The organism is Streptomyces sp. NRRL WC-3626, from assembly GCF_000718785.1.
Lineage (GTDB): Bacteria > Actinomycetota > Actinomycetes > Streptomycetales > Streptomycetaceae > Streptomyces > Streptomyces edwardsiae.
Genome location: NZ_JOCA01000002.1, coordinates 504,562 through 527,751 on the forward strand (window position 1 = coordinate 504,562; position 23,190 = coordinate 527,751).

The following is a 23,190-nucleotide window of genomic DNA, read 5'->3' on the forward strand; positions in this document are numbered from 1 at the left end:
CGGATCAGGAGGCGGTGGAATCGGGGAGGAGGCCGGGGCGGGCGGAGCCCTCCACCGGCGGAGGCAGCAAACCGTGACAGGTTGACCCCGCTACGTACCGGGAGGCAAACGGTTTTCCCCACGACCGCACAGAACCGGCGGCGCCGTCACACAGGTCGGGCGGACGCGTCACCGCACCGTGAGGGGACCGGCCCGTCGATCAGCGTGTTCAGCAGGGCGCCCAGCTCCTCGCGCTGTGCCTCCCCCAGCGGGGCCAGGATTTCCTCGGCGGCCGAGCGACGCGCGGCGCGCAGCTCCCGCAGTGCCGCGCGTCCGTCGTCGGTCAGCTCGATCCGGATCACCCGCCGATTGGCCGGATCCGGCACCCGCCGCACCTTGCCGTGCGCCTCGAGACCGTCGACCAGCGTGGTGACCGCCCGGGGAACCACCTCCAGCCGCTGGGCGAGATCGGCCATCCGCGGCGGCGAGCCGTAGTGCGCGAGGGTACGCAGCAGCCGCGACTGGGCAGGGGTGATGCCGAGTTCGCGCCGCTCCAGGTGGCGCTTCTGGATGCGGTGGACCCGGCGGGTCAGCCGAAGCAGCTGCTCGGCCAGCAGGCCGTCGGGATCGGGAGCGGTCATACGGGAACAATATCAGGATGACGTTCATTGTGAGTATAGGTAACAATGAGCCAGGCTCCGCTCGCCCCCGGGCGCCCGTCCTCCGAAGGAGACCATGCACCCCGATCACGAACCCGCCTGGACCCCGCCTGCCGGCACCGAGGAACAGCCCCGGCAGGTGCGGCGCATCCTGAGGCTCTTCCACCCCTACCGCGGCCGCCTCGCGGTCGTCGGCCTCCTCGTCGGCGCCGCGTCACTGGTCTCGGTCGCCACCCCGTTCCTGCTGAAGGCGATCCTCGACGTCGCCATCCCCGAGGGCCGCACCGGGCTGCTCAGCCTGCTCGCCCTCGGCATGATCCTCAGCGCCGTCCTCACCAGCGTCTTCGGCGTGCTGCAGACGCTGATCTCGACGACCGTCGGCCAGCGGGTCATGCACGACCTGCGCACCGCCGTCTACGGCCGGCTCCAGCGCATGTCGCTCGCCTTCTTCACCCGCACCCGCACCGGCGAGGTCCAGTCCCGCATCGCCAACGACATCGGCGGCATGCAGGCCACGGTCACCTCCACGGCGACCTCCCTGGTCTCCAACCTCACCAGCGTGGTCGCCACCGTCGTCGCGATGCTCGCGCTCGACTGGCGGCTGACCGTCGTCTCGCTGGTCCTGCTCCCGGTGTTCGTCTGGATCAGCCGCCGCGTCGGCAACGAACGCAAGCGGATCACCACCCAGCGCCAGAAGCAGATGGCCGCGATGGCCGCCACGGTCACCGAGTCGCTCTCGGTCAGCGGCATCCTGCTCGGCCGCACCATGGGCCGCTCCGACTCCCTGACCGGCGCCTTCTCGGACGAGTCCGAGCGCCTGGTCGACCTCGAGGTGCGGTCGAACATGGCCGGCCGCTGGCGCATGGCCGTCATCACGATCGTCATGGCCGCCATGCCCGCGATCATCTACTGGACGGCCGGCATCACCCTGCGGGCGGGCGGGCCGGAGGTCTCCATCGGCACCATCGTCGCCTTCGTCTCGCTCCAGCAGGGCCTGTTCCGCCCGGCCGTGAGCCTGCTGTCCACCGGCGTCCAGATCCAGACCTCGCTCGCGCTCTTCCAGCGCATCTTCGAGTACCTCGACCTCCCGATCGACATCACCGAGCGCCCGGACCCGGTCCGCCTCGACCGGATCAAGGGCGAGGTCCGCTTCGAGGACGTCACCTTCGGCTACGACGGCAAGGGCGGTCCCGTCCTCGACGGCATCGGCATCACCGTCCCGCCGGGCGGCAGTCTCGCCGTGGTCGGGCCGACCGGCGCCGGCAAGTCCACGCTCGGCCACCTCGTGCCCCGGCTCTACGACGTGACGGACGGCCGGGTCACCCTCGACGGCGTCGACGTCCGCGACCTCGACTTCGACACGCTGGCCCGCGCGGTGGGCGTCGTCTCCCAGGAGACGTACCTCTTCCACGCCTCGGTCGCGGACAACCTGCGCTTCGCCAAGCCCGACGCCACGGACGAGGAACTGCGCGCGGCGGCGCGGGCCGCCCAGATCCACGACCACATCGCCGCCCTGCCCGACGGATACGACACGGTGGTCGGAGAGCGTGGTCACCGCTTCTCCGGTGGTGAGAAGCAGCGCCTCGCGATCGCGCGGACCATCCTGCGCGACCCGCCGGTCCTGGTGCTCGACGAGGCCACCAGCGCCCTGGACACCCGTACCGAGGCGGCCGTCCAGCGGGCCATCGACGCCCTGTCGGCCGACCGCACCACGATCACCATCGCCCACCGCCTGTCCACCGTCCGGGGCGCCGACCAGATCGTGGTCCTCGACGCCGGCCGGGCCGTGGAACGCGGCACGCACGACGAACTGCTGGAGCGCGGCGGGCGCTACGCCGCCCTGGTGCGCCGTGACGCCCAACTCGAGCCGACAAAATGAAGATATGCCGGGTTTGTGGCGGTATGCGGGTTACCGTGCCCGCATGCAGACGAACACTCCGTCACGGAACACGATCCGGCTGACGCGCCGGGGCCGTCTCGCCCTCGCGACGCTCGGGGCCCTCGTGGCCGGCACCGCCGTGGCGGTGCCGCTGCTGATCCTGGGCGGCGACGCCGAGTCCCGCCCCACGGCCCTGGTGGTCCCGCAGGGCTGGCGGGCGAGTCAGGTGTACGCCGCCGTCGACAAGGTCCTCGAGCTGCCGGCCGGCACCACGAAGAAGTCCCTCGCCAAGGCTGACCTGAAGCTGCCCGACGAGGCCGAGGGCAATCCGGAGGGCTACCTCTTCCCGGCGACCTATCCGCTGAAGGAGAATCCGACCCCGCAAGAGCTGCTCTCCCGCATGGTCGACACCGCCGGCAAGAAGTTCAACGGCGCGCCGATCGCCGCGGGCGCCCAGCGCAACGCCATGAACGTCTACCAGGCGGTCACCGTCGCCAGCCTCGTCCAGGCGGAGACGGCCGACCGGGCGGACATGGGCAAGGTGGCCCGGGTGATCTTCAACCGGCTGGAGCGCGGCATGCCGCTCCAGATGGACTCCACTGTCCGCTACGCCCTCGGCCGTACGACGCCGGGGACCACGGCCGCCGACCTCGAGGCCGACGGCCCCTACAACTCCTACCAGCGCATGGGGCTGCCCCCGACCCCGATCGGCAACCCGGGCGAGGAGGCGGTGCGCGCCGCGATCAGCCCGACGCCGGGCGACTGGCTCTACTTCGTCACCGTCAAGCCGGGGGACACCCGCTTCACGGCCGACTACGCGCAACACCAGCGCGACGTCGCCGAGTCCGAGGCACTCCGGAAGAGGACGAGCGGACCGCCGAAGGAATAGACGGCGGGCCCACCGTCACGCCGCGACCGGTTCCTCCGCCAGCAGCCGCCTGATGTCCCGCACCGCCGCGCGCCCGGCCCGGTTGGCGCCGATGGTGCTCGCCGAGGGGCCGTAGCCGACCAGATGGATCCGCGGATCGGCGACCGCCCGCGTCCCCTCGACCCGGATCCCGCCGCCCGGCTCCCGCAGCCGCAGTGGCGCGAGGTGCTCGACGGACGGCCGGAAGCCGGTCGCCCACAGGATCACGTCGGCCGCCACCCGCCGTCCGTCCGCCCACTCGACACCGTCGGGCGTGATCCGGTCGAACATCGGCCGCCGGTCGAGCACCCCGTCCTCGAGCCCCTGCCGGATCGCGTCGTTCAACGGCAGTCCCGTCACGGAGACGACGCTGCGCGGCGGCAATCCCTGCCGTACCCGCTCCTCCACGAGCGCCACGGCCGCCCGCCCCGCCTCCTCGTCGAAGGGGCCCTCCCGGAAGACCGGCGGCCGCCGGGTCACCCAGGTGGTGGCCGCCGCGTACGGCGCGATCTCCAGCAGATGCTGGGTGCCCGACGCGCCACCGCCCACCACGATCACCCGCTGCCCGGCGAACGCCTCCGGCCCCGGATACCGCGAGGTGTGCAGCTGGCGCCCCCTGAAGGTCTCCTGGCCCGGATAGCGCGGCCAGAACGGCCGGTCCCAGGTACCGGTGGCGTTGATCAGCGCCCGCGTCGACCAGTCACCCTCCGAGGTCTCCACCAGCAGTCGCCCGCCGGATCCCTCGCGCACCGCCCGCACGTCGACCGGACGCCGCACCCGCAGGCCGAACGTCCGCTCGTAACGGTCGAAGTACTCGCCGATCACCTCGGAGGAAGCCCGCGCCGGATCGGCGTCACGCAGCTCCATGCCGGGCAGTGCGTGCATCCCGTGCACCTTGCCGTACGTCAGCGAGGGCCACCGGAACTGCCAGGCGCCGCCGGGGGCGGGGGAGTGGTCCAGCACCACGAAGTCACGGTCCGGCTCGAACCCGGCGCGCCGCAGGTGATAGGCGCTCGACAGTCCGGCCTGACCGGCGCCTACGACGACCACCTCGACCTCGCGTATGTCGTTCACGTTTCTACCAACCAGGCGGAGGCCGTGGATCTTCCCGACCGCGTTCCCCCGGGAAGCCGGACGCGTGGGCCAGGATGGGGGACATGTCCGATGCCTTCACCACCCGAGTCCTGAACCTCGCCACCGGCTCCGCGGAGCGGGTCGTCGACATCACCGGCGACTGCGCGTCCTTCCTGCGGGAGGCGGCGGCCGGCCGCGACGGCCTGCTGAACGTCTTCGTGCCGCACGCCACGGCCGGCATCGCCGTCATCGAGACCGGCGCCGGCAGCGACGACGACCTCCTGTCCGCGCTGCACACCCTGCTGCCCGCCGACGACCGCTGGCAGCACCGCCACGGCAGCCCCGGCCACGGCCGCGACCACGTCCTGCCCGCCTTCGTCCCGCCCCACGCCACCCTCCCGGTACTGGCAGGGCGCCTGGAACTGGGCACCTGGCAGTCGGTGTGCCTGGTCGACACGAACCGCGACAACCCCGAGCGGAAGGTACGCCTCTCCTTCCTCGGGGGCTCCTGACCGTCTACGCGCGGACCACGGTGACCGGGCAGTCCGCGTGGTACAGCAGGGCCTGACTGACCGAACCGAGCAGCATCCCCGCGAAGCCGCCGTGGCCGCGGGCCCCGGCCACCACCAGTTGGGCCTCCCGGCTCGCGTCGAGCAGCGTGTGCCGTACCCGCGCCCGCTCCAGGCGCAGCTCCACGGCGACCTCGGGGCGGGCCTCCCGCCACGGGGCGACCGCCTCCTCCAGCCGCCGCTGATGCCGCCGGCGGAGCTGGTCGATGTCCACCACCACGTTCAACGGGTCGGCCGGACCCTCGTACGGCGTCGGCTCGTTCCATGTGTTCCACACATGCAGTGCGACCAGCGGGGCCCCGCGCAGCGCCGCCTCGTCGAACGCGAACCGCGCCGCCGCGGCCCCGGCCGGTGAGCCGTCCACCGCCAGCAGCACGGGTCCTTCGGGATCGGCACGGCCGCGTACCACCATCAGGGGACCGTCTCCGTGCGCCGCCAGCTGGACGACCGTCGAGCCCAGCAGCAGATCCGCGAACCCGCCACGGCCCCGCCCGCCGACCACCGTCAGCACCGCGTGCCGCGACTCGCTCCGCAGCACCGTGAGTGTGTCGCCGGACGCCACGGTCCGCGCGATCTCCAGCTCCGGCGCCCGGTCGTGGGCGCGCCGCTCGGCCCCGGCCAGCACCCCGTGGATCATCGGGTCCAGGTCGGCCGGGCGGCTGAACGCGTGCACGATCCGCAGCCGCGCGCCCCGCAGCCGCGCCTCGTCGGCCGCGACATCGACCGCGGCCAGACTGGACGGCGACCCGTCCACTCCGGCGATCACCGTGTCATTCACCACTCGCTCCCGTCCCCGGCCGTGGCGGCACTTCCGGGTACCCGCCCGGCGCGAGACGTACACAGCGCTGTGACCTGCGGCGATACAGATCCCCGCACATCCTCGGCGGCTGCCGGGGACCGTGTCCATCCGTGACAACACCCATGTTCCGGCCACATGTCGGGATGGCACCATGGGCGCCATGGGGGTGGATCACCCGTGCCGTCCGACGGCCGGGGAGCGCTCCCGTCACCAAGACAACGGAAGAAAACCGGGAAGGGGACGGGCTGTGCCTGCTCCACGGATGAGCGCCACGCCGCTGCCGGGCATCGGCGTGAAATACGACCTCACCACGCGTGAGCACGAGCACCTGTCCGTGATCGCGCACCGCGACGGTGCCCGCACGGTCAACGTCTACCGCTCCGACGACCCGGACGCCTGCGCCCGCTCCATGCGCCTGACCGTCGCCGAGTCGGCCGCGCTGATCGACGCGCTCATGCCCGCACACCACAGCCCCAACCTGCTGCACACCACCGACCTGGGGCTGGTCGCCGAGCGCATCGAACTCTCCTCCGTCTCCCACTGGAACGGACGGCTGCTGGGCGACACCCGGATGCGCACCGACACCGGCGCCTCGATCGTCGCCGTGCTGCGGCGCGCCGAGGCCATCCCGTCCCCCGCGCCGGACTTCCGGCTGGCCGGTGGCGACACCCTGATCCTGATCGGCACCCGCGAGGGCATCGACGCCGCCGCCGAGATCCTCGGTCGGGAGTGATCGCGTGCATTCTTCCGCAGTCTTCCTGATCGAATTCGGCGCCATCATCCTCGGACTCGGCCTCCTCGGACGCCTCGCCGGACGCCTCCAGTTCTCCCCGATCCCCCTCTACCTGCTGGCCGGCCTCGCCTTCGGCGAAGGCGGGCTGCTGCCGCTCGGCGCGAGCGAGGAGTTCGTCGCGATCGGCGCCGAGATCGGCGTCATCCTGCTGCTGCTCATGCTCGGCCTGGAGTACACGGCCAGCGACCTCGTCTCCAACCTCAAGACCCAGTACCCGGCCGGCCTCGTCGACATGGCGCTCAACGCCCTGCCCGGCGCCGCCCTGGCCCTGCTGCTCGGCTGGGGCCCGGTCGCCGCCGTCGTCCTGGCCGGCGTCACCTGGATCTCCTCGTCCGGCGTCATCGCGAAGGTCCTCGGCGACCTCGGACGGCTCGGCAACCGCGAGACCCCGGTCATCCTCAGCATCCTGGTGCTCGAGGACCTCGCCATGGCGGTCTATCTGCCGATCATCACCGCCCTGCTGGCCGGCGTCAGCCTCGCCGCGGGCAGTGTCACGCTGGCCATCGCGCTCGGCGTCGCCGGACTCGTGCTCTTCGTCGCCGTCCGCTACGGGCGGGTCATCTCCCGCTTCGTCTCCAGCGACGACCCGGAGAAGCTGCTCCTCGTGGTGCTGGGCCTGACCCTGCTCGTGGCGGGAATCGCCCAGCAGCTGCAGGTCTCGGCGGCCGTGGGCGCGTTCCTCGTCGGCATCGCCCTGTCCGGCGAGGTCGCGGAGGGCGCGCACAACCTGCTCGCCCCGCTGCGGGACCTGTTCGCCGCCGTGTTCTTCGTCTTCTTCGGACTGCACACCGACCCGCAGTCCATCCCCCCGGTGATCCTGCCGGCCCTCGCGCTCGCCGTCCTCACCGCGCTGACGAAGATCGCCACGGGCTACTGGGCCGCCCGCCGGGCCGGAATCTCGCCCAAGGGCCGCTGGCGCGCGGGCGGCACCCTGGTCGCCCGCGGCGAGTTCTCCATCGTCATCGCCGGCCTCGCGGTCACCGCCGGCATCGAACCCGACCTCGGCCCGCTGGCCACGGCGTACGTCCTGGTCCTGGTCGTCCTGGGTCCGCTCACCGCCCGCTACACCGAGCCGATCGCACTGCGCCTGACCGCCCGGCGCGCCGCGGCGGCCGACACCGTACCCGTACAGAGCACGCCGCCGGCCGCGGAGACGCTGGAACCGGTGGACGACACCCGCCCGGAACGCTGACGGGCGCTCAGGGCGCCTGCGGCGGATCGTGGCGGAGAGGGCCCACGGGGTGGCGTCCGGATCAGGCCGTCTCCGGGCAGCGGCGCCCTGTTGCCGGCCGGCCCTCGCGACCCGGCGAGGTCCGAACGGCACCCCCTAGTTCTCGAGCCGCACCGGCATCAGGATCGAGAACGTGTGCTCGTCGTCCGGGCGGCGGATCGCCAGGGGCGCCGTGGGGTCGCCGAGCTCGAGGACCAGCCGGTCGTCGGCCCCGGCGGCGAGGGCGTCCAGAAGGAACGCGCGGTTGACGGCGACGAGATCCGGGCCGTCGGCACCCTCTCCGGCCACAGCGACGGAGCCGTCCTCCGGTACCCGCAGCACGGTGAGTTCGTGGGACCCGGTGTCCGGGTCCTCGTGCGTGCGGACCGGACCGGTGCGCACCGCCTCCCGGAAGGCCGGCACGTCCACCGCGGCGCGCCGCCCGGCCGGGAGGCGGACCAGCCTCCGGTAGTCGGGGAAGTCGTGGCCGAGGCACTGGCCGGCCGTCTGCCGGTCCCCGGTCTCCAGGCTCATCCGGTCCCCGTCCACGGCGAGCCGGACCTGTCCCTCCCCGTCCAGCAGCGCCCGCATCGCGTCGGCGAGCGGCAGCGGCACCGTGACCTGGACGCGGGTCCCCTCGTGCCCGTCGGCGGCGGTGCGCGCCACGGCCATCCGGTACCGGTCGGTGGCCACCAGGCGCATCGCGCCGTCCTCGACGTCGAAGTGGATGCCGGCCAGCATGGGCAGCTCCGGGTCGGCCCGGGCCGCGAACCGGACCGCGTCAAGCGCGGCGGCCAGCCCGTCGGCCGAGAGGGACAGCCGTACGGCCGTGTCGGTACGGAGCGAGGTCATGGGGTTCTCCCTGTGATCGAGTAGGGCTCGGAGCGCGGAGAACGCGGCGCGGGCATCGGTCAGCCCCTGCTCCAGCCGGCGCAGATGCGCCTCGAGGAGCTGCCGTACGAGATCGGTGTCGGACCAGCCGGCCAGCACCAGCCGGATGTCCGCCAGCGGCATCCCGGCCCGCCGCAGCCGGGCGAGGAGCCGGGCCTCGTCCAGCTGCCCGGGGGCGTACCAGCGGTAGCCGCTGACCGGGTCCACCCGGTCGGGCACCAGGACGCCGGCCCGGTCGTAGAACCGCAGGGCGCTCACGCCCAGCCCGCTCTCCCGGGCCATCTCACCAATGCTGCGCATCTCGCTCTCCACACCCGGAACCCTGATCCCTCGACAAGGTCGAGGGTCAACCCCGGCGGATCGTCACGCCTGGTCCCGTGCAGGGCCGTACGGGTGATGGCTTCACCCGACCCGGCGGACCCGCGGCCACCGGCGTACCACGGGCGCACGGGGGCGCGTTGGAACGGCATGGACAGCACTGAGACGGCGCGGCGCCTTCTCGGGCACGACGCCGCGGGCCGGTTGTACGCCGAACTCACCAGCGGGTACGGCGGTCATACGCCGATCTACACGGCCCTCGTCGAGGAGTGGCGGGCCAGGGGACACACCGTCCCGGAACACCGTGACGGCCTGTGGGCCTCCTTCGCCGCCGCCACGGCCGGCGAGCGCGCGACGGTGCTGCCCGTGCCGTTCCCCGTCCCGCTGCTGGGGCCGGCCACCGGGGACGACTCCGAGGAGGTCACCAGCCCTCCGACCCCGCGGGCTCCGCACTGACCGGCGCCAGCACGGCCAGCGTGCCGGTCGCCCGGCGCAGGGCGAGTTCGAGCGGGCCGGGAGCGTGCAGGGCGCCGGTGCCGTCCGGCGGGACGAGCCACTCCAGCCGCCCGGCGGGCCGGTACGGCGGCGGCACGGCGACCCAGGACCCCCGGCCCACGTGCCGCACCCCGAACCCGACCCATTCGCTGACCGGGTCGGGCGGCAGGAAGAACCCCACTCTGCGTGCGGTGACGTCCACGAGAGTGGGCCCCGGCACCTTGAGGGGATCGCGCCACAGGATGTCGAGGGCGAGCAGCCCGAGCCGGTCGGGCACGCTCAGCACGTCCCAGTACCGGCCCGCCGCGAGCAGCGCCGTGCCCTTGCCGTGGTCCCACTCGCGCTTGCACTCCTGCGGGTCGGTGGCCGCCGCGGCCAGCCATTCGACGGCTTGCTTCCACATGGAGCTGTGCATGACCCCCCACCCCGGGCACGTTCGGCCGCGCCACCGGGGGCGCGTGCGGTACCGACATGCTGGTAGATATTTCTATCCACCGGAAGGGTGGCGCGGGCTGGCGTTTGAGGTCAGTCCTCCTGCGCGGCGCGCTCGGCGTCGCGCTTCTTCAGGCGGGCGGTCTCCTTGCGGACCTCGGCCTGGGTGGCCCGCTCCCGTTCCAGCCACTCGGGGCGCTGCTCCTTCAGCGCCTCGATCTGCTCGGTGGTGAGTGCCTCGGTGACCCCGCCGCGCGCGAGCCCGGCGATGGACACGCCCAGCTTCGCCGCGACCACGGGGCGGGGGTGGGGGCCGTCGCGCCGCAGGTCCCGCAGCCACTGCGGCGGGTCCGACTGGAGCGCGTTCAGCTCGGCGCGTGAGACGACACCCTCCCGGAAGTCGGCGGGGGTGGCGTCGAGGTACACACCCAGCTTCTTCGCCGCGGTCGCGGGCTTCATCGTCTGGGTGCTCTGGTGCTGCGTCATGGCGTCCAGGGTATCGAGCGTGTGCACGGCCGCCGACCACGGCCGGTAACCTGGCCAGGTGACAGGCTCGGAAGTGTCCCCCTCGTTCCGGCTCGTGTACGTACCCGGCGTGATGCCCGGAAAATGGGTGCGCATCTGGAACGAGCGGCTGCCCGACGTCCCGCTGACCCTCACGCAGGTGCCCGCCGGCACGGCGCAGGGGCTGCTGCTGGACGGCGACGCCGACGCGGGTCTCGTACGGCTGCCCGTCGACCGTGCGGTCCTCAGCGCGATCCCCCTCTACACCGAGCAGACGGTCGTCGTGGTGCCCAAGGACCACCTGGTCACGGCGGCCGAAACGGTGACTCCGGAGGATCTGGCCGACGACATCGTGCTGCACCCCCTGGACGACGTCCTGGCCTGGGAGAGCCTGCCCGGCAGGCCGGCGCTCGAACGCCCCGCGACCACCGCCGACGCGATCGAGCTCGTCGCCGCCGGCATCGGCGTGCTCGTCGTCCCCCTGTCGCTCGCCCGGCTGCACCACCGCAAGGACCTCACCCACCGGCCGCTCGACGGGGCTCCCGAGTCGGCTGTGGCGCTGTCCTGGCCCGAGGGGGCGACGACGGACCGGGTGGAGGACTTCATCGGGATCGTCCGCGGCCGCACCGTCAACAGCACCCGCGGCCGCAGGCAGGAGCCCGAGAAGAAGGCCGAACGCGCTCCCCGGCGGCAGCCGCCGGCCGGCCGGGGCGGCCGGGGCGCGGCCGCCGGGAAGACGAAGAACCCGCGGCGCGGCCGGCCTCGCCGCGGGTCCTGACCAGGCTCTAGCGGACGGTCTCCGAGGGGGAGGGCGCCGGGGACACCGTGTTGAGGTCCTCCAGCTCCTTGGGGATCTCCAGTGCGAGGACCGGCGCGCCCGCCTGCGGTGCCGGCGGCGTCACCTGCTCCTGCGGCATCTTCGGCGGGCTGGTCTGCTGGAAGTTGACCTGCTCGTGATTGACCAGCCCGGTCTTCTCCAGCACCGTGATGTGGTCCAGCACGGTGTCGTTGGCCTGGTCGGCGAGCTGCCGCACCAGCGTGTTCCGGGTGTTGGCCCGGATGTTGGCGATGGCGGGGAAGATCTGCCCGTGCGTCACGCGCATGATGTTCACCGCCGTGGAGTCGAACTCCTTGCCGGTGGTGGACTTCACCGTCTCCACGAACCCCTGCTGCTGCGGCGACGCCTGGTTCGGCAGTGTGATGCCGAGCTCCAGGGCGATCCTGCGGCAGCTGGCGTCGAGCCGGCCGTGGCCGACGATCAGATGCTCGCCCACCACCTTCATCTCCGGGGTCGTCCCCTGCTCCAGTGCCAGCAGTCCCAGCGGGTGCTCCCACAGTCCGGCCGCGCGCACCTTGACCACGAAGTCGCGGTCCGCCTCGGTCATCGGGCCGTAGTTCGTGTTGGCCACCACCCGGTCCGGCTTGCTCGATGTGTTCTGTACGCCCAGCATGGTGGGGTAGGCGAGCGCGGTGAGGGTGAGGATCATGGCTCCGCCCACGAACGCGGTTCCTGCCGTGCTGCGCGAGATGCGCATCGTGCCTCCTGGGATGTGAACGGCCCAACAGCAGGGAGTACGGACGGGAGACGCGAGTCAATCAATCGTTCCGGGAAAGATTTTCCGGGACGGTCTCAGTCGGCGTAGGTGGCGCGCCGCGCCGTGCTCACCACCGTGTCGCCGTCGGCCCGGCTCAGCAGACCGGCGGACACCCAGGCGTCCACCGCCGACCGCACCCGTGCCACCAGCGCACCCTTGTCACGGAAGGGCGCCGCGGCCCAGATCTCGTCCAGCAGCGTCGTGCCGTCGCTGCGGGCGGGGTTGGCGACTCCGGAGTCGGACGTGCCGAAGATCACACGCGGTTCGGAGCGCCGGATGTAGGCGTGGGTGGGGTCCTCGGTTCCCTCGGCGAAGGGCGCCAGCTCGATCCCGTCCAGCGTGAAGTGCAGGGGTCTGCCCGGGACCGGGGTGAGGGAGGGCAGCAGATCGCCGGAGAGGCCCGCGTTGCCGTACAGCCCCAACCGCAGGGCGTCCGGCCCCGGATGACGGGCGACCAGGTTGGCCGGACCGTACGACAGGGCCTGCAGCGAGGGGTCGTCGGGCGTCCGCTCCACCCGCAGCCGGAACGGCACGGAGATCCGTACGGTGTCACCGGCACGCCAGGTCCGAGTGACGCCGAAGTAGCGGCCGGGGACCGGAGTGCCCGGCACGGCACGCCCGTTGACGGTCACCCGGAAGCCCGCGTCCGCCCAGGACGGCACCCGCAGCAGCAGCGTGAAGGTCGCCCGCCCGCCGCCGAGGGTGAGTGTGCTGCCCTGCTCCTCGGGGTAGCGGGTGGTCTGTGTGACCGTGACGCCCTTCTCGGCCCAGGTCAGCCGGGAGGCGCTGTAGAGGTTGACGTACAGGGCGCTTGCGTCGGCCGCCGCGAAGTACACCGAGTCCTGGTACTTCGTGGCGCTCTCCATGCCGGTGCCCTCGCAGCAGGTCGTGCCCTGCTTGGGCGTGTAGTCCCGCACATGCCCGGGTGTCAGGCCGATGAAGTAGGTGACGAGCGGCTTCTCCGCGTCCGCCCGGTCCTGCTTGGAGCCGAGCACCTGGTTGAACAGGGCCCGCTCGTAGTAGTCCATGTACGCCGGGTCCTGCTCGTGGAAGAAGAGGGCCCGGCTCAGCTTGAGCATGTTGTACGCGCAGCAGGACTCGGCGGTGGTGTCGGTGACCGTGCCCGCGATCACGTCCCGGGCCTTCCAGAACTCGCCGCTGCTGGTGCCGCCGATCGCGTACACACGGTGCGGTACGACCATGCCCCAGAAGTTCTTCGCGGCCGTGAGGTAGCGCTCCTCGCCCGTCTCGTCGTGCAGCCGCACCAGACCCGTGAAGACCGGGATGTGCTGGTTGGCGTGCAGCCCGTCGAGGACGTCGGTGTTCGCGGCGCAGGCGTCGATGAGCCGGTCCAGGTCGAACAGCCGGGCCAGAGCCAGGTGTTCGGCCCGCCCGGTGATCGCGTGCAGATCGCAGACCGCCTCGACGACGCCGCCGAACTCCCCGCTGGAGAACAGCCCCCACATCCGCTGCAGGGTGGCCGCCGGCAGCACGGACAGCCGCGCGTGCATCCAGTCGCACAGGCCGGACGCGAGGTCGAGCGCCCGGCCGTCGTCGGTGGCGAGATACGCGTCCAGCAGCCCTCTGAGGATCTTGTGCGCGGTGTAGTAGGGCGCCCACACACGGGTGTAGTCACTGCCGGTCATCGACTCCAGCTCGATGAACTGCGTCTCCGGGTACGCGGCGAGGAAGCCGGGATGGCTGGGCGCGCCCCAGGTGCGGCGCAGTGTGGCGTCCAGCCCCCGGCCGGAGGCGTCGGCGAACGTCGACCCGGTGGTCTCGTGGAAGGCGTACGACGCCAGATCGCCCCGGCCGGTGGAGGCGTCGGCGGCAGGGCGGTCCCGCAACTCGGTGATCTCGCCGGCGGTCAGCGCCCGTGAGAACACCTCGACGTCCCCGAAGGCGCCCGCGAACACCGGGTCGGCGGGGAAGTTCGAGCGCCCCAGCCAGTGGTGGGCGAGCGTGCCGAGCGCGGCCGGGGTCAGGGTCATGGCCGTGTTACGGGCGACGGCGGCGCCGTCGACGTAGAGGGTGCCCGTGCCGTCGGCCAGGGTGACGGCCAGATGGCTCCACTCGCCGAGCGGCAGCGGCGCGCTGCCGTCGAGGCCCTGCTCGCCGCCCGGCCCCGAGGTGGTGACGGCGAAGCGGGGCACCCCGTTCCCGTTGCGCGCCGCCAGATACAGATAGCGGGTGGTGTCGTCGCCGAAGTCGAAGACCCTGGCCCAGGCGGCGTCGTGCGCGGGGCGCACCCACGCGGACAGGGTGAGCGCGGGGGAGCCGGCGAGTACGGCCGGTGGCAGGTCCACGTACTGGTGGGAGCCGCGTACGTTCTCCGCCGCGCGGCCGAACCGTCCCTCCACGCTCAGCACGGCCGGTGCGCGGCGCAGCGCCTCCCGCACCTCGGTCAGGGCGTCGACCATGGTGGTGATCCGGTCCGCGAAGACCTGCTCGCCCGTGCCCCGGTGGGCCTGCGCCAGCATGGTGAGGAAATGGCCGGTGTAGTGCCCGCGCAGATTGCCGTTGGCCTCCCCGTCCAGCCCCTCCCAGCCGCCGGGGGCGACCGCGCCCCGGGTGGACAGGCCGGCGTTGGCGCGGAAGACCTGGAGCAGCCGGTGCACGTCGTAGCCGCGGGCGTGGTCGAGCATCAGCTGCCGTTTGCCGGCGAAGACGCCCGGTCCGAGTGTCACGTCCTCCAGCGCGAACGGCCGTACGGTCCACGCCGCGGGCAGCCGGGGGGCGGCGGCCGGTGCGTTCGATGCCGCGACCGCGCGTCCTGCGGCCGCGGCGGAGACCGCGGTCGCCGTCAGGGCGGCGGCCTGGAAGAGGGTTCGTCGGGAGAGGGGCCGTGCCATGGGATGCTCCTCTGTTCGGTGGGGCGAACGCTGTACGAACGGTCGGCCAGACGATAGGGAGGGCACGGAAAGGCGTCAACGGTGCGGGAGCGATCGGTTCCGGACGCGTCGACGGCGTTCAGGGACGCCGGGCGGACTCCGTCAGCCAGTCGTACGCCGCCCGCGCCGTGAACTCCGGCTGACCGCCCCGCAACAGCAGTCCGGCGGTGGCGAACTCGGGGGCGTCGGCCTGCGCGGCGACATAGGGGACCGCGATGCAGCGCATGCCCGCGGCGTGCGCGGCGGCGGCGCCCGGGGCCGCGTCCTCGACCACCACGCAGTCGGCCGGCTCCGCGCCGAGCCGGCCGGCCGCCTCCAGGAAGACGTCGGGGGCCGGTTTGCCCCGTGCGACCTCGTCGGCCGAGACGACGGTGCGCAGATGGGCGTCCAGGCCCGTCCCGGCCAGGATCGCCCCGATGGCGACGGGCGAGGAACCGGAGGCCACGGCCATCGGCACGCCCTTGGCGGCCAGCAGTTCGACGAACGCCCGCATCTCGGGGTACACCCGCGTCGAGGCGGACGCCAGCCCCAGATAGTGGCGGTCCTTGACCGCGAGCAGTTCCTCGACCGGCGCGGACAGCCCGTAGCGCTCCCGCCAGTCGGCCAGCGTCTCGCGGGTGCTGATCCCGATGTAGCGCTCGTGCTCGGTCCAGGAGAAGTCCGGCACCCCGTACTCGGCGAGGGTCCGCTTTCCGGCCTCGTAGTAGTTCGGCTCGCTGTCCACGAGTGTTCCGTCGAGATCGAAGATGACCGAGAGGGGGCCGAGGTCGCTCATGGGGTCCAGGATGACAGGGATCACCGCCGGGCGGCCCGGCCGACCGCCTCCACCAGCGGCAGCAGCCGGTGCGGGACACGCTCGCGCAGCGCCACCTCGGTCCGGGTACGGACCACACCGGGCAGGCTGATCAACTCCTGGACCACGTCCTCCAGATGCGCGTTGTCCCGCGCCACCACCCGGGCCAGCAGATCGCCGCCGCCCGTGGTGGAGAACGCCTCGACGATCTCCGGTACGGCGGCCAGCGCGTCGCCCACCTCGTCCAGGTTCCCCTGGGTGACCTCGATGTGCACGAACGCGAGCACGGGGTGGCCCAGCGCGGCGGGGGAGAGGGCGGGCCCGGTGCCGGTGATCACGCCCTCGCGCTCCATCCGGTCGAGCCGCGCCTGCAGCGTGCCGCGGGCGACCCCGAGGATCCGGGCGTACTCCCGCACGCTGGTGCGCGGCTGCTCCAGCAGCAGCCGCAGGATGCGCGTGTCGAGCTCGTCCACCGCCATGAGGGTCCCCGTCCCGCCGTCGGCCATTGGCATCCCGATGGTCCCGAGTGTGCCGAGAAAACTGTACCAATGGTCCAGTCTCAGAAGGCTCGCTTGAGCCATTGGTGGAAGGGATGCTGATATGGGGGAGTCGATGGCGCTGCGGACCTCCGCGGCGCCTTTTTCGTGCCACCGCGCACACACCAACGAGTTCCCAGGGGGCGGTACGTGCTGAAGAGGGTGTTCACGGCTCCGGACCCGGGCCGGATCCGGCTGCGCTTCGCGGCGCGGGCCGTGCTCGGCATCGGGCTGGCCGTCGTCGTCTGCGGCCTGGCCGGACATTCGCTCACCGGTGCCGTCACCGGCGGGCTCGCCGCACTGCTCGCCCTGTTCACCGTCACCGACACCACCGTCCGCGGACAGGCCGTGACCACCGCGCTGCTGCCCGCCGCCGGACTGCCGGTGCTCGCCGCCGCGGCCGTGCTGCACGACCACCCGGTCGCCCGCGACCTCACCTTCCTCGCCGTGGTCGGCCTCGGCGTGTACGCCCGGCGCTGGGGCCCGCGCGGGCACAGCCTCGGGGTCTTCGCCTTCATGACCTACTTCGTGGCCCAGTTCCTGCACGCCGGGACCGGCCAGCTCCCCGAGCTGTACGCCTCCGTCCTGCTGTCCGTGCTCGCCGCGGCCACCGTGCGTTTCGGGCTGTGGTGCTACGAGCGCCGGCTGCCCCCGCCCGTCGTGCCGGCGCCGCCCGCGGGCACCGGGCTGGCCCGCGTCACCACCCGCCAGGCGGTCCAGGCGACCGCCGGCGCGGGCTTCGCCCTCGTCGTCGGCCAGCTGGTGTCCGGGCAGCGCTGGTACTGGGCCGTCGGCGCCACCTGGTGGGTCTTCGTCAACACCACCTCGCGCGGCGAGACGCTGGTCCGCGGCTTCCGGCGGGTGCTCGGCACCGTCCTCGGCATCGGCCTCGCGCTCTTCGTCGCCGTCCCCGCGCACGGCGACGGGCTCGTCACCGCCCTGGTGGTCGCCGTCGCCGTCTTCGGCATCTTCTACACGGCCGCCGTGTCCTACACCTGGATGATGCTCTGGGTGACGGTGCTCGCCGCCATGCTCTACGGCCTGCTGGGCGTGCTCACCCCCGGCCTGCTGGCGCTCAGGGTGGCGGAGACCGCCGTCGGCGCGCTGGGCGCCGTACTGGCGGTGGCGTTCGTGCTGCCCGTGACCACGCACAGCGTCACCGACGGCTGGATCCAGCGGGCCCTGCGCTGCGTCCACGCGTGCACCGCGCAGGCGGCCGCCCGGCTGGCCGGGACCGCGGACGCCGACCCGACCTCGGCCGTGGCGGAACTGGAACAGCTGCTCGCCCGGGTACGGCTCTCCGTCGCCCCGCTGACACATCCGCTGAACCCCATGCTCGGCCGCAAGCGGCGCGCCCGCCGGGTGCTCGCCCTGCTGGACGACTGCGCCCGGGAGATCCGCGGCCTGGTCGCCGTCGCCGCCGACCCGGAGGCGTCGCACGACGCCCGGCTGGCCGCCGCCTGCTGGCGGGTCGAGACCGCCGTTGAGGCACTCACCGGCGGCCGGGACATCGCCGTACGGACCTCGCCGGCCGGGTCGGAGCCCGCGCTGGCCCATCTGCACGGCCTGGAGCGAGCCCTCGCCGAGCTGGCCGCGCCGCTGCGGGCGCCCTCCGGCTCCCCGCTGGTCGGCGCCTGAGACGCGTGGCCGGGGGCTGACGCGCGCGGACGCACCGGCCCGCTTTGGTCTAGACCTTGAGTGATCGACTGCTACCGTCGCCCCGACCGGCATCGGACGAGAGGGGACAGTCGTGGCGGACGGCAGGCGGCGGGCGTTCATCGGATCGTTCACGGCGGCGGGCGGCCCCGGCATCGTCACCGCGGCCGTCGAACCGGGCAGCGGCGCGCTGACCGTCCTGAGCACCGTGGACGCCGTACCCGACCCGTCCTACCTGGCCCTGTCGCCCGACGGCCGCACGCTGTACGCGGCCAGCGAGACCGCCGAGGGCACCGTGGCCGCGTTCCGCGTGACCGGCGAGGGGACGGAACCGGCCGGGCGCCCGGTGCGGGTGGACGGCAGCGGGCCGACCCATCTCAGCGTCCACGCCGGACACGTCCTCACCGCGAACTACGGCTCCGGCAGCGTCAGCGTCGTCCCCGTCCGCCCGGACGGCCGCCTCGGCACGGTGTCCGGAGTGTTCCGGCACAGCGGCTCCGGGCCCCATCCGCAGCGCCAGCAGGGCCCCCACGCCCACCAGGTGCGGCCCGACCCCAGCGGCCGCTGGACGGTCGCCGTCGACCTCGGCACCGACTCGGTACGGATCTGCGCCCTGCTGGGCGGCACGCTCGCACCGCACCGGGAGATCGCCCTGCGGCCCGGCTCGGGCCCCCGGCATCTGGCCTTCCACCCGGGCGGCTCCTACGCGTACGTCCTCAACGAGCTCAGTCCCACCCTCGTCGTCTGTCGCTGGGACGCTGCCGACGGCGCGCTCAGGCCGCTCGCCGAGATCCCGGTCCTGACCGGCACCCCGTCCGGGGACGCCTATCCCTCGGGGGTGGCCGTCGCGCCCGACGGCCGCTTCGTGTGGACCGCGACCCGCGGCGAGGACGTCCTGTCCGTGTTCGCGGTGGAGGGGGAGGGCAAGGAACTGACACGGCTCGCCACCGTCCCCTGCGGCGGCCACTGGCCCCGCGCGATCACCGAGGCCGACGGCGTCCTGTACGTCGCCAACGAACGCTCCGGCGACGTGACCTGGTTCGCCCCGGACCCCGGCACGGGAGTGCCGCGCCGCGCCGGCTCCGTCCCGGTGACCGCGGCGTCCTGCGTGGTCGTCGGCTGACCGGAACGCCGAGGACACGCCGAAGGGCCCGCCCCGGAAACCGGAGCGGGCCCTTTCGGCGTCGTATGCGAGCCGGCCGCGTCAGTGGGCCGGGGTGTTCTGTGCCTGCTGCGGGGCGATGCCCAGCGCGGTCGTGTACTTGGCGAGCGCCAGCTTGCCGATCGCCGGGTAGGGGCCGAGCGCCTCGGCGGCGGAGCAGCCCACTTCCTTCGCGGCCTCCTCCAGCAGGCTCGCGTCGATCTCCGGGCCGATCAGATACGGCGCGAGCGCCAGCTGCTGCGAACCGGAGTTGCGCAGCTGCTCCGCCACGGAGGCGATGGAACCGTCCTCGTCCAGGGCCGCCGCCATCACCGGCACGGCGAGACGCGCGGCGAGCAGCATGCCGGTGATCCCGGCCGCCTGCACCGCCTCGTCACCGCCGACGGAGGCGAGGATGATGCCGTCGGCCGCGGTCGCCACGGTGAACAGACGGGCACGGTCGGCGCGGGCCAGACCGGCCTCGGACAGCCGCACGTGCAGCGCCTCGGCGAGCAGCGGGTGCGGGCCCAGCACATCGGTCAGCTCGGCGGCGATACGGCTGTCCATCACGGCCTGGCGGACCTGGCGCAGCAGCGCGCCGTCCGGGCCGGCGAGCAGCGGCACCACGACGGCGACGGGACCGTCGGGCTCCTTGACGTCCATACCGGCGGCGCGGGCCTGCTCGAAGCGGGCGGTGCGCTCCTCGGCCGCGTGCGTGAGAACGGCCTGCAGCGTCGGGAATTCCTCGTCGTCACCGTCGAGGTAGCCGATCCGGGCGTCCAGACCGGGCAGCTCGGAACGGGCGATGCTCACGACCTCTTCGGCGAGCGAGCGGGTGGCACTACTGGGCGTACCCGGCACGGCGAGGACGAGCGCGGGCGCGCCCTCGGGAGCCACCAGGGGTTCGGGACGGCGGTGCCGTCCGGGCTGGCGGGGGCGCGGCATTCGTACGGGCAGGCCGGACGCGGGCCCAGTGGGGGTGCTCATATTGCCGCATGTTAGTGGCTTCCCGGGCTCCCCTGTTCGGGGAGGGGGCAGGTGAGCGGTATCCGTCCGGTTTTGTCTGATGCGTTACGCGCGGATGTCCCCCGCGCGCGTGACGCCCGCACCTGCCGGGCTCGTCACCCACAGCAGCGTGTCATCGCCCGGGAGGGTGAAGGCGCCGGTGGCGAGGTCCTCCGCGATGCGCACCGCCCCGTCCAGGGGATCACCTTCGGCCATGATCCGCCGTGCCCCCGGCAGCCGTTCGGCCAGCTCCTCCTCCAGCGGACCGAGCAGCACGGCACCCATCCCCAACAGGCCCCCGGTGAGCCCGACCACGGGCGCGCCCGCCGCCGGGGACACCGCCGCCGCGGAGTCGGCCATGTGCCCGGCCGCCGCCCGCAGGATTCCCGCGGCGACCGGATCGCCGCCGGCCGCGCACTCGCCCACCCGGGGTGCGAAGGAGGCGAGGACGGCGGGCCGGTCGGTCCGCGGATACAGCCGGCCGGGGAGCCCAGCCGCGGGGCCGAACAGTTCCTCGGCGCTCGCCAGCAGCCGCGCGGATCCACCGCGACGGCCGTCGTGGGCGCGCATCGCCGCCTCCAGCCCCGCCCGGCCGATCCAGGCACCGCCGCCGCAGTCGCCGAGGAGATGTCCCCAGCCGTCCGCCCGGCGCCAGCAGGTCAGATCGGTGCCGATCGCGATCAGCCCCGTACCGGCGGCGATCACGGCACCGGGCCGCGGCCCGACGGCGCCCACGTACGCGGTGACGGCGTCGGCGGCCAGCACCACCCGTCGTACGCCCAGTTCACGGCCGAGCGCGTCCGGCAGTTCCGCGCGCAGCGCGTCTCCCAGGCTGGCCATCCCGGCCGCGCCGACCACGGCGGCGTCCAGCCGCACGGATCCGGCCTCGGCGCACAATGCCCGTGCCATCGGCACCAGTTGCTCCAGGAAGTGCCCGGCGTCGAGGCCCCGTGCCCCCGTCCGCACCGGCTCCCCGGACTCCGCGCGGGCCAGCGGCCCGCGTCCCCGGGCGCCGACGACGACCCGGAGACCGGAGCCCCCGGAGTCGACGGCGAGGAAGCCGGGGCCGGTCACGGCAGGCGCCAGTCCACCGGTTGGCCGCCCTGGCGGATCAGCAGGTCGTTGGCCCGGCTGAACGGACGGGAGCCGAAGAAGCCGCGGTCGGCGGACATCGGCGACGGGTGCGCCGACTCCACCGCGGGCAGATCGCCCAGCAGCGGACGGCAGTTACGGGCGTCCCGCCCCCACAGGACCGAGACCAGGGGCTTGCCCCGGCCGGCCAGGGCCCGTATCGCCTGCTCGGTGATCTCCTCCCAGCCCTTGCCGCGGTGGGCGCCCGGCTTGCGCGGGGCCGTCGTCAGCGCGCGGTTCAGCAGCAGTACGCCCTGCCGGGTCCAGGGTGTGAGGTCGCCGCCCGACGGCTGGGGCAGGCCCAGGTCGGTGTTCAGCTCCCGGAACATGTTGACGAGACTGCCCGGCAGCGGCCGCACTTCGGGTGCGACCGAGAACGACAGCCCCACCGCGTGACCCGGGGTGGGGTACGGGTCCTGCCCGACGATCAGAACGCGTACCTCGTCGAAGGGCTGCTGGAAGGCCCGCAGGACGTTCGCCCCGGCCGGGAGGTAGGTGCGTCCCGCGGCGATCTCCGCGCGCAGGAAGTCCCCCATTCCCGCGACGCGTTCAGCCACCGGTTCCAGGGCCTTCGCCCAGCCCGCTTCGACGATTTCACTCAAGGGTCGTGGTGCCACGGGCGTCACCCTACTGCCGTCGGGGGAGCGGAGATCAACCAGTGGCCGTGACGGGGCGGAAACCTCAAGTGGCCGGTGCCGTTCATGTGGTTCATGCGACGACCGCCGCGCGCACGCACAGCACGTCCGGCAGATGTGACGCCAACTGCCGCCAGCTGTCGCCGTCGTCGGCCGACGCGTACACCTCGCCGTTGCGATTGCCGAAGTAGACGCCCGCCGGGTCCTCGCCGTCGTGCCACATCGCGTCGCGCAGCACCGTGCCGTAGTGGTCCCCCTGCGGCAGCCCCGCCGTGAGCGGCTCCCAGGTCCTGCCCGCGTCCTGAGTCCGGTAGACCCGGCAGCGCCGGCCGGCCGGCACCCGGTCCGAGTCGGCGTTGATCGGGAACACGTACGCCGTGTCACCACGATGGGGGTGGGCCACGACCGCGAAGCCGAACGTCGACGGCAAACCCTCGCCGATGTCCGTCCAGCTGCCGCCCGCGTCGTCACTGCGGTACACACCCCAGTGGTTCTGCAGATACAGCCGGTCGGGGTTCACCGCGTCCCGGGCGACCTTGTGCACGCACTGGCCGAACTCCGGGTCCGGGTCCGGCAGGAACACCGCCGACACCCCGGAGTTGGACGGGACCCAGCTCGCGCCGCCGTCCAGGGTGCGGAACACGCCCGCCGTCGAGACCGCCACCGTCACGGCCCGCGGATCACGCGCGTCGGTGAGCACGGTGTGCAGCCCCTCACCGCCGCCGCCCGGCACCCACTTCCCGCGGGTGGGGTGCTCCCACAGCGGCCGGACCAGCTCGAAGGTCTCCCCGCGGTCCTCCGAGCGGTACAGCGCGGCCGGTTCCGTGCCCGCGTACACCACGTCCGGTTCGGCCGCGGCCGGGTGCAGCTGCCAGACCCGCTCCAGCGAAGCCCCGGTGTCCTTGGGGAACTTGACGGCGGGCCGGGCCGGTTCGGTCCAGCTGTGGCCCAGGTCGTCGGAGTGGAACACCGACGGGCCCCAGTGCGCGCTGTCCCCGCCGGCCAGCAGCCGGGGCCGCCCGCCCCGGGTGTCGATGGCGACCGAGTACACGGCCTGCGCGTTGAAGTAAGGGCTCTCGTCGAACTCCCAGTCGCCGCCCCGCCGGCGTCCGATGAACAGACCCTTACGGGTGCCCACCGCGAGCAGTACCTCGGTCATGCCGATCACCTCCGCGACGTCTTCGCCGACGCCATCGTTTCGGACACCGGTCAGTCTGCACCCCACCACTGACAGTCACCTCCGGACCGGCCGCGCCGCAGGTCAGGCGGTGCGGCGGCCCGTTCCCGCGGCCGAGCGC

General features: G+C 73.2%; 23 protein-coding genes. 9 read left to right on the top strand and 14 right to left on the bottom strand.

The genetic code is table 11. The annotated features are described in order from the left end of the window. Nucleotides 1-146 precede the first annotated feature (146 nt). Nucleotides 147-620: a MarR family winged helix-turn-helix transcriptional regulator gene (locus IF28_RS0105145; protein WP_030214531.1), complete on the bottom strand. Its 474-nt coding sequence runs from the start codon at nt 618-620 to the stop codon at nt 147-149. A 94-nt stretch (nt 621-714) separates the two neighbouring features. Here IF28_RS0105145 and IF28_RS0105150 point away from each other — a divergent pair, with 94 nt between their 5' ends. Then, nucleotides 715-2,517 (top strand): ABC transporter ATP-binding protein, encoded by a 1,803-nt coding sequence (locus tag IF28_RS0105150; protein WP_030214533.1) that lies wholly within the window; start codon nt 715-717, stop codon nt 2,515-2,517. A 43-nt stretch (nt 2,518-2,560) separates the two neighbouring features. Next, on the top strand, nt 2,561-3,406 hold the full coding sequence (mltG, locus tag IF28_RS0105155; RefSeq protein ID WP_030214545.1) for an endolytic transglycosylase MltG: 846 nt from the start codon (nt 2,561-2,563) through the stop codon (nt 3,404-3,406). Between the two features lie 15 nt (nt 3,407-3,421). Here mltG and IF28_RS0105160 read toward each other — a convergent pair whose 3' ends face one another. Then, nucleotides 3,422-4,498 carry an NAD(P)-binding domain-containing protein gene (locus IF28_RS0105160; RefSeq protein WP_030214548.1) on the bottom strand — a complete coding sequence of 359 codons (1,077 nt, stop codon included), beginning with the start codon at nt 4,496-4,498 and terminating at the stop codon, nt 3,422-3,424. Between the two features lie 83 nt (nt 4,499-4,581). On the opposite strand from IF28_RS0105160, the gene IF28_RS0105165 reads away from it, so the two are divergent. After that, nucleotides 4,582-5,010 carry a YjbQ family protein gene (locus IF28_RS0105165; RefSeq protein WP_030214551.1) on the top strand — a complete coding sequence of 143 codons (429 nt, stop codon included), beginning with the start codon at nt 4,582-4,584 and terminating at the stop codon, nt 5,008-5,010. Between the two features lie 4 nt (nt 5,011-5,014). Here IF28_RS0105165 and IF28_RS0105170 read toward each other — a convergent pair whose 3' ends face one another. Beyond that, nucleotides 5,015-5,845 (bottom strand): universal stress protein, encoded by an 831-nt coding sequence (locus IF28_RS0105170; RefSeq protein WP_030214558.1) that lies wholly within the window; start codon nt 5,843-5,845, stop codon nt 5,015-5,017. 283 nt (nt 5,846-6,128) lie between these two features. On the opposite strand from IF28_RS0105170, the gene IF28_RS0105175 reads away from it, so the two are divergent. Further along, nucleotides 6,129-6,599: a cation:proton antiporter regulatory subunit gene (locus IF28_RS0105175; protein ID WP_030214560.1), complete on the top strand. Its 471-nt coding sequence runs from the start codon at nt 6,129-6,131 to the stop codon at nt 6,597-6,599. A gap of 4 nt (nt 6,600-6,603) precedes the next feature. Next, entirely contained in the window at nt 6,604-7,851 is a 1,248-nt protein-coding gene (locus IF28_RS0105180; protein ID WP_030214564.1) for a cation:proton antiporter, read from the top strand. Nucleotides 7,852-7,986: 135 nt separating this feature from the next. Here the strand turns inward: IF28_RS0105180 and IF28_RS0105185 are convergent, their stop codons facing one another. After that, a complete protein-coding gene (locus IF28_RS0105185) occupies nt 7,987-9,060 on the bottom strand; it encodes a MerR family transcriptional regulator (RefSeq protein ID WP_030214565.1) in 1,074 nt (357 codons plus the stop codon). 168 nt (nt 9,061-9,228) lie between these two features. Between IF28_RS0105185 and IF28_RS0105190 the strand changes: the two genes are divergently transcribed. Continuing rightward, the gene (locus IF28_RS0105190) at nt 9,229-9,534 is read left to right on the top strand and encodes a hypothetical protein (RefSeq protein WP_030214568.1); all 306 of its coding nucleotides are present in this window, start codon (nt 9,229-9,231) and stop codon (nt 9,532-9,534) included. On the opposite strand, the gene IF28_RS0105195 is transcribed toward IF28_RS0105190, so the two are convergent. Then, nucleotides 9,500-9,988 carry a hypothetical protein gene (locus tag IF28_RS0105195; RefSeq protein WP_030214571.1) on the bottom strand — a complete coding sequence of 163 codons (489 nt, stop codon included), beginning with the start codon at nt 9,986-9,988 and terminating at the stop codon, nt 9,500-9,502. The genes IF28_RS0105190 and IF28_RS0105195 overlap by 35 nt on opposite strands. Nucleotides 9,989-10,098: 110 nt before the next feature. Then, entirely contained in the window at nt 10,099-10,491 is a 393-nt protein-coding gene (locus tag IF28_RS0105200; RefSeq protein ID WP_030214574.1) for a DUF5997 family protein, read from the bottom strand. A 58-nt stretch (nt 10,492-10,549) separates the two neighbouring features. On the opposite strand from IF28_RS0105200, the gene IF28_RS0105205 reads away from it, so the two are divergent. Then, nucleotides 10,550-11,287 carry a LysR family transcriptional regulator substrate-binding protein gene (locus tag IF28_RS0105205; protein ID WP_030214575.1) on the top strand — a complete coding sequence of 246 codons (738 nt, stop codon included), beginning with the start codon at nt 10,550-10,552 and terminating at the stop codon, nt 11,285-11,287. Nucleotides 11,288-11,294: 7 nt separating this feature from the next. Here the strand turns inward: IF28_RS0105205 and IF28_RS0105210 are convergent, their stop codons facing one another. The 4 genes from IF28_RS0105210 to IF28_RS0105225 form a co-directional block, all read right to left on the bottom strand. Beyond that, nucleotides 11,295-12,044, bottom strand: a complete 750-nt coding sequence (locus tag IF28_RS0105210) for a DUF4142 domain-containing protein (protein WP_030214576.1) — start codon at nt 12,042-12,044, stop codon at nt 11,295-11,297. Nucleotides 12,045-12,139: 95 nt separating this feature from the next. Further along, nucleotides 12,140-14,956, bottom strand: a complete 2,817-nt coding sequence (locus IF28_RS0105215; RefSeq protein WP_030214577.1) for a beta-L-arabinofuranosidase domain-containing protein — start codon at nt 14,954-14,956, stop codon at nt 12,140-12,142. Between the two features lie 118 nt (nt 14,957-15,074). Beyond that, nucleotides 15,075-15,770: an HAD family hydrolase gene (locus IF28_RS0105220; RefSeq protein WP_030214578.1), complete on the bottom strand. Its 696-nt coding sequence runs from the start codon at nt 15,768-15,770 to the stop codon at nt 15,075-15,077. 20 nt (nt 15,771-15,790) lie between these two features. Beyond that, nucleotides 15,791-16,267: an Lrp/AsnC family transcriptional regulator gene (locus IF28_RS0105225; protein WP_030214580.1), complete on the bottom strand. Its 477-nt coding sequence runs from the start codon at nt 16,265-16,267 to the stop codon at nt 15,791-15,793. A gap of 207 nt (nt 16,268-16,474) precedes the next feature. Here IF28_RS0105225 and IF28_RS0105230 point away from each other — a divergent pair, with 207 nt between their 5' ends. Together IF28_RS0105230 and IF28_RS0105235 are read left to right on the top strand one after the other, a co-directional pair. Continuing rightward, nucleotides 16,475-17,962, top strand: coding sequence for an FUSC family protein (locus tag IF28_RS0105230; RefSeq protein ID WP_030214581.1), 1,488 nt, complete (start codon nt 16,475-16,477; stop codon nt 17,960-17,962). Between the two features lie 112 nt (nt 17,963-18,074). Next, the gene (locus IF28_RS0105235; RefSeq protein ID WP_030214583.1) at nt 18,075-19,103 is read left to right on the top strand and encodes a lactonase family protein; all 1,029 of its coding nucleotides are present in this window, start codon (nt 18,075-18,077) and stop codon (nt 19,101-19,103) included. An 81-nt stretch (nt 19,104-19,184) separates the two neighbouring features. Here IF28_RS0105235 and IF28_RS0105240 read toward each other — a convergent pair whose 3' ends face one another. The 4 genes from IF28_RS0105240 to IF28_RS0105255 form a co-directional block, all read right to left on the bottom strand. After that, nucleotides 19,185-20,108: a sirohydrochlorin chelatase gene (locus IF28_RS0105240; RefSeq protein ID WP_030214586.1), complete on the bottom strand. Its 924-nt coding sequence runs from the start codon at nt 20,106-20,108 to the stop codon at nt 19,185-19,187. Between the two features lie 84 nt (nt 20,109-20,192). After that, nucleotides 20,193-21,200 (bottom strand): N-acetylglucosamine kinase, encoded by a 1,008-nt coding sequence (locus IF28_RS0105245; protein ID WP_030214589.1) that lies wholly within the window; start codon nt 21,198-21,200, stop codon nt 20,193-20,195. Then, nucleotides 21,197-21,874, bottom strand: a complete 678-nt coding sequence (locus IF28_RS0105250; protein WP_030214591.1) for a uracil-DNA glycosylase — start codon at nt 21,872-21,874, stop codon at nt 21,197-21,199. The genes IF28_RS0105245 and IF28_RS0105250 overlap by 4 nt, the downstream gene beginning before the upstream one ends. 91 nt (nt 21,875-21,965) lie before the next feature. Continuing rightward, nucleotides 21,966-23,120, bottom strand: a complete 1,155-nt coding sequence (locus IF28_RS0105255; protein WP_030214594.1) for a WD40/YVTN/BNR-like repeat-containing protein — start codon at nt 23,118-23,120, stop codon at nt 21,966-21,968. Nucleotides 23,121-23,190: the final 70 nt, after the last annotated feature.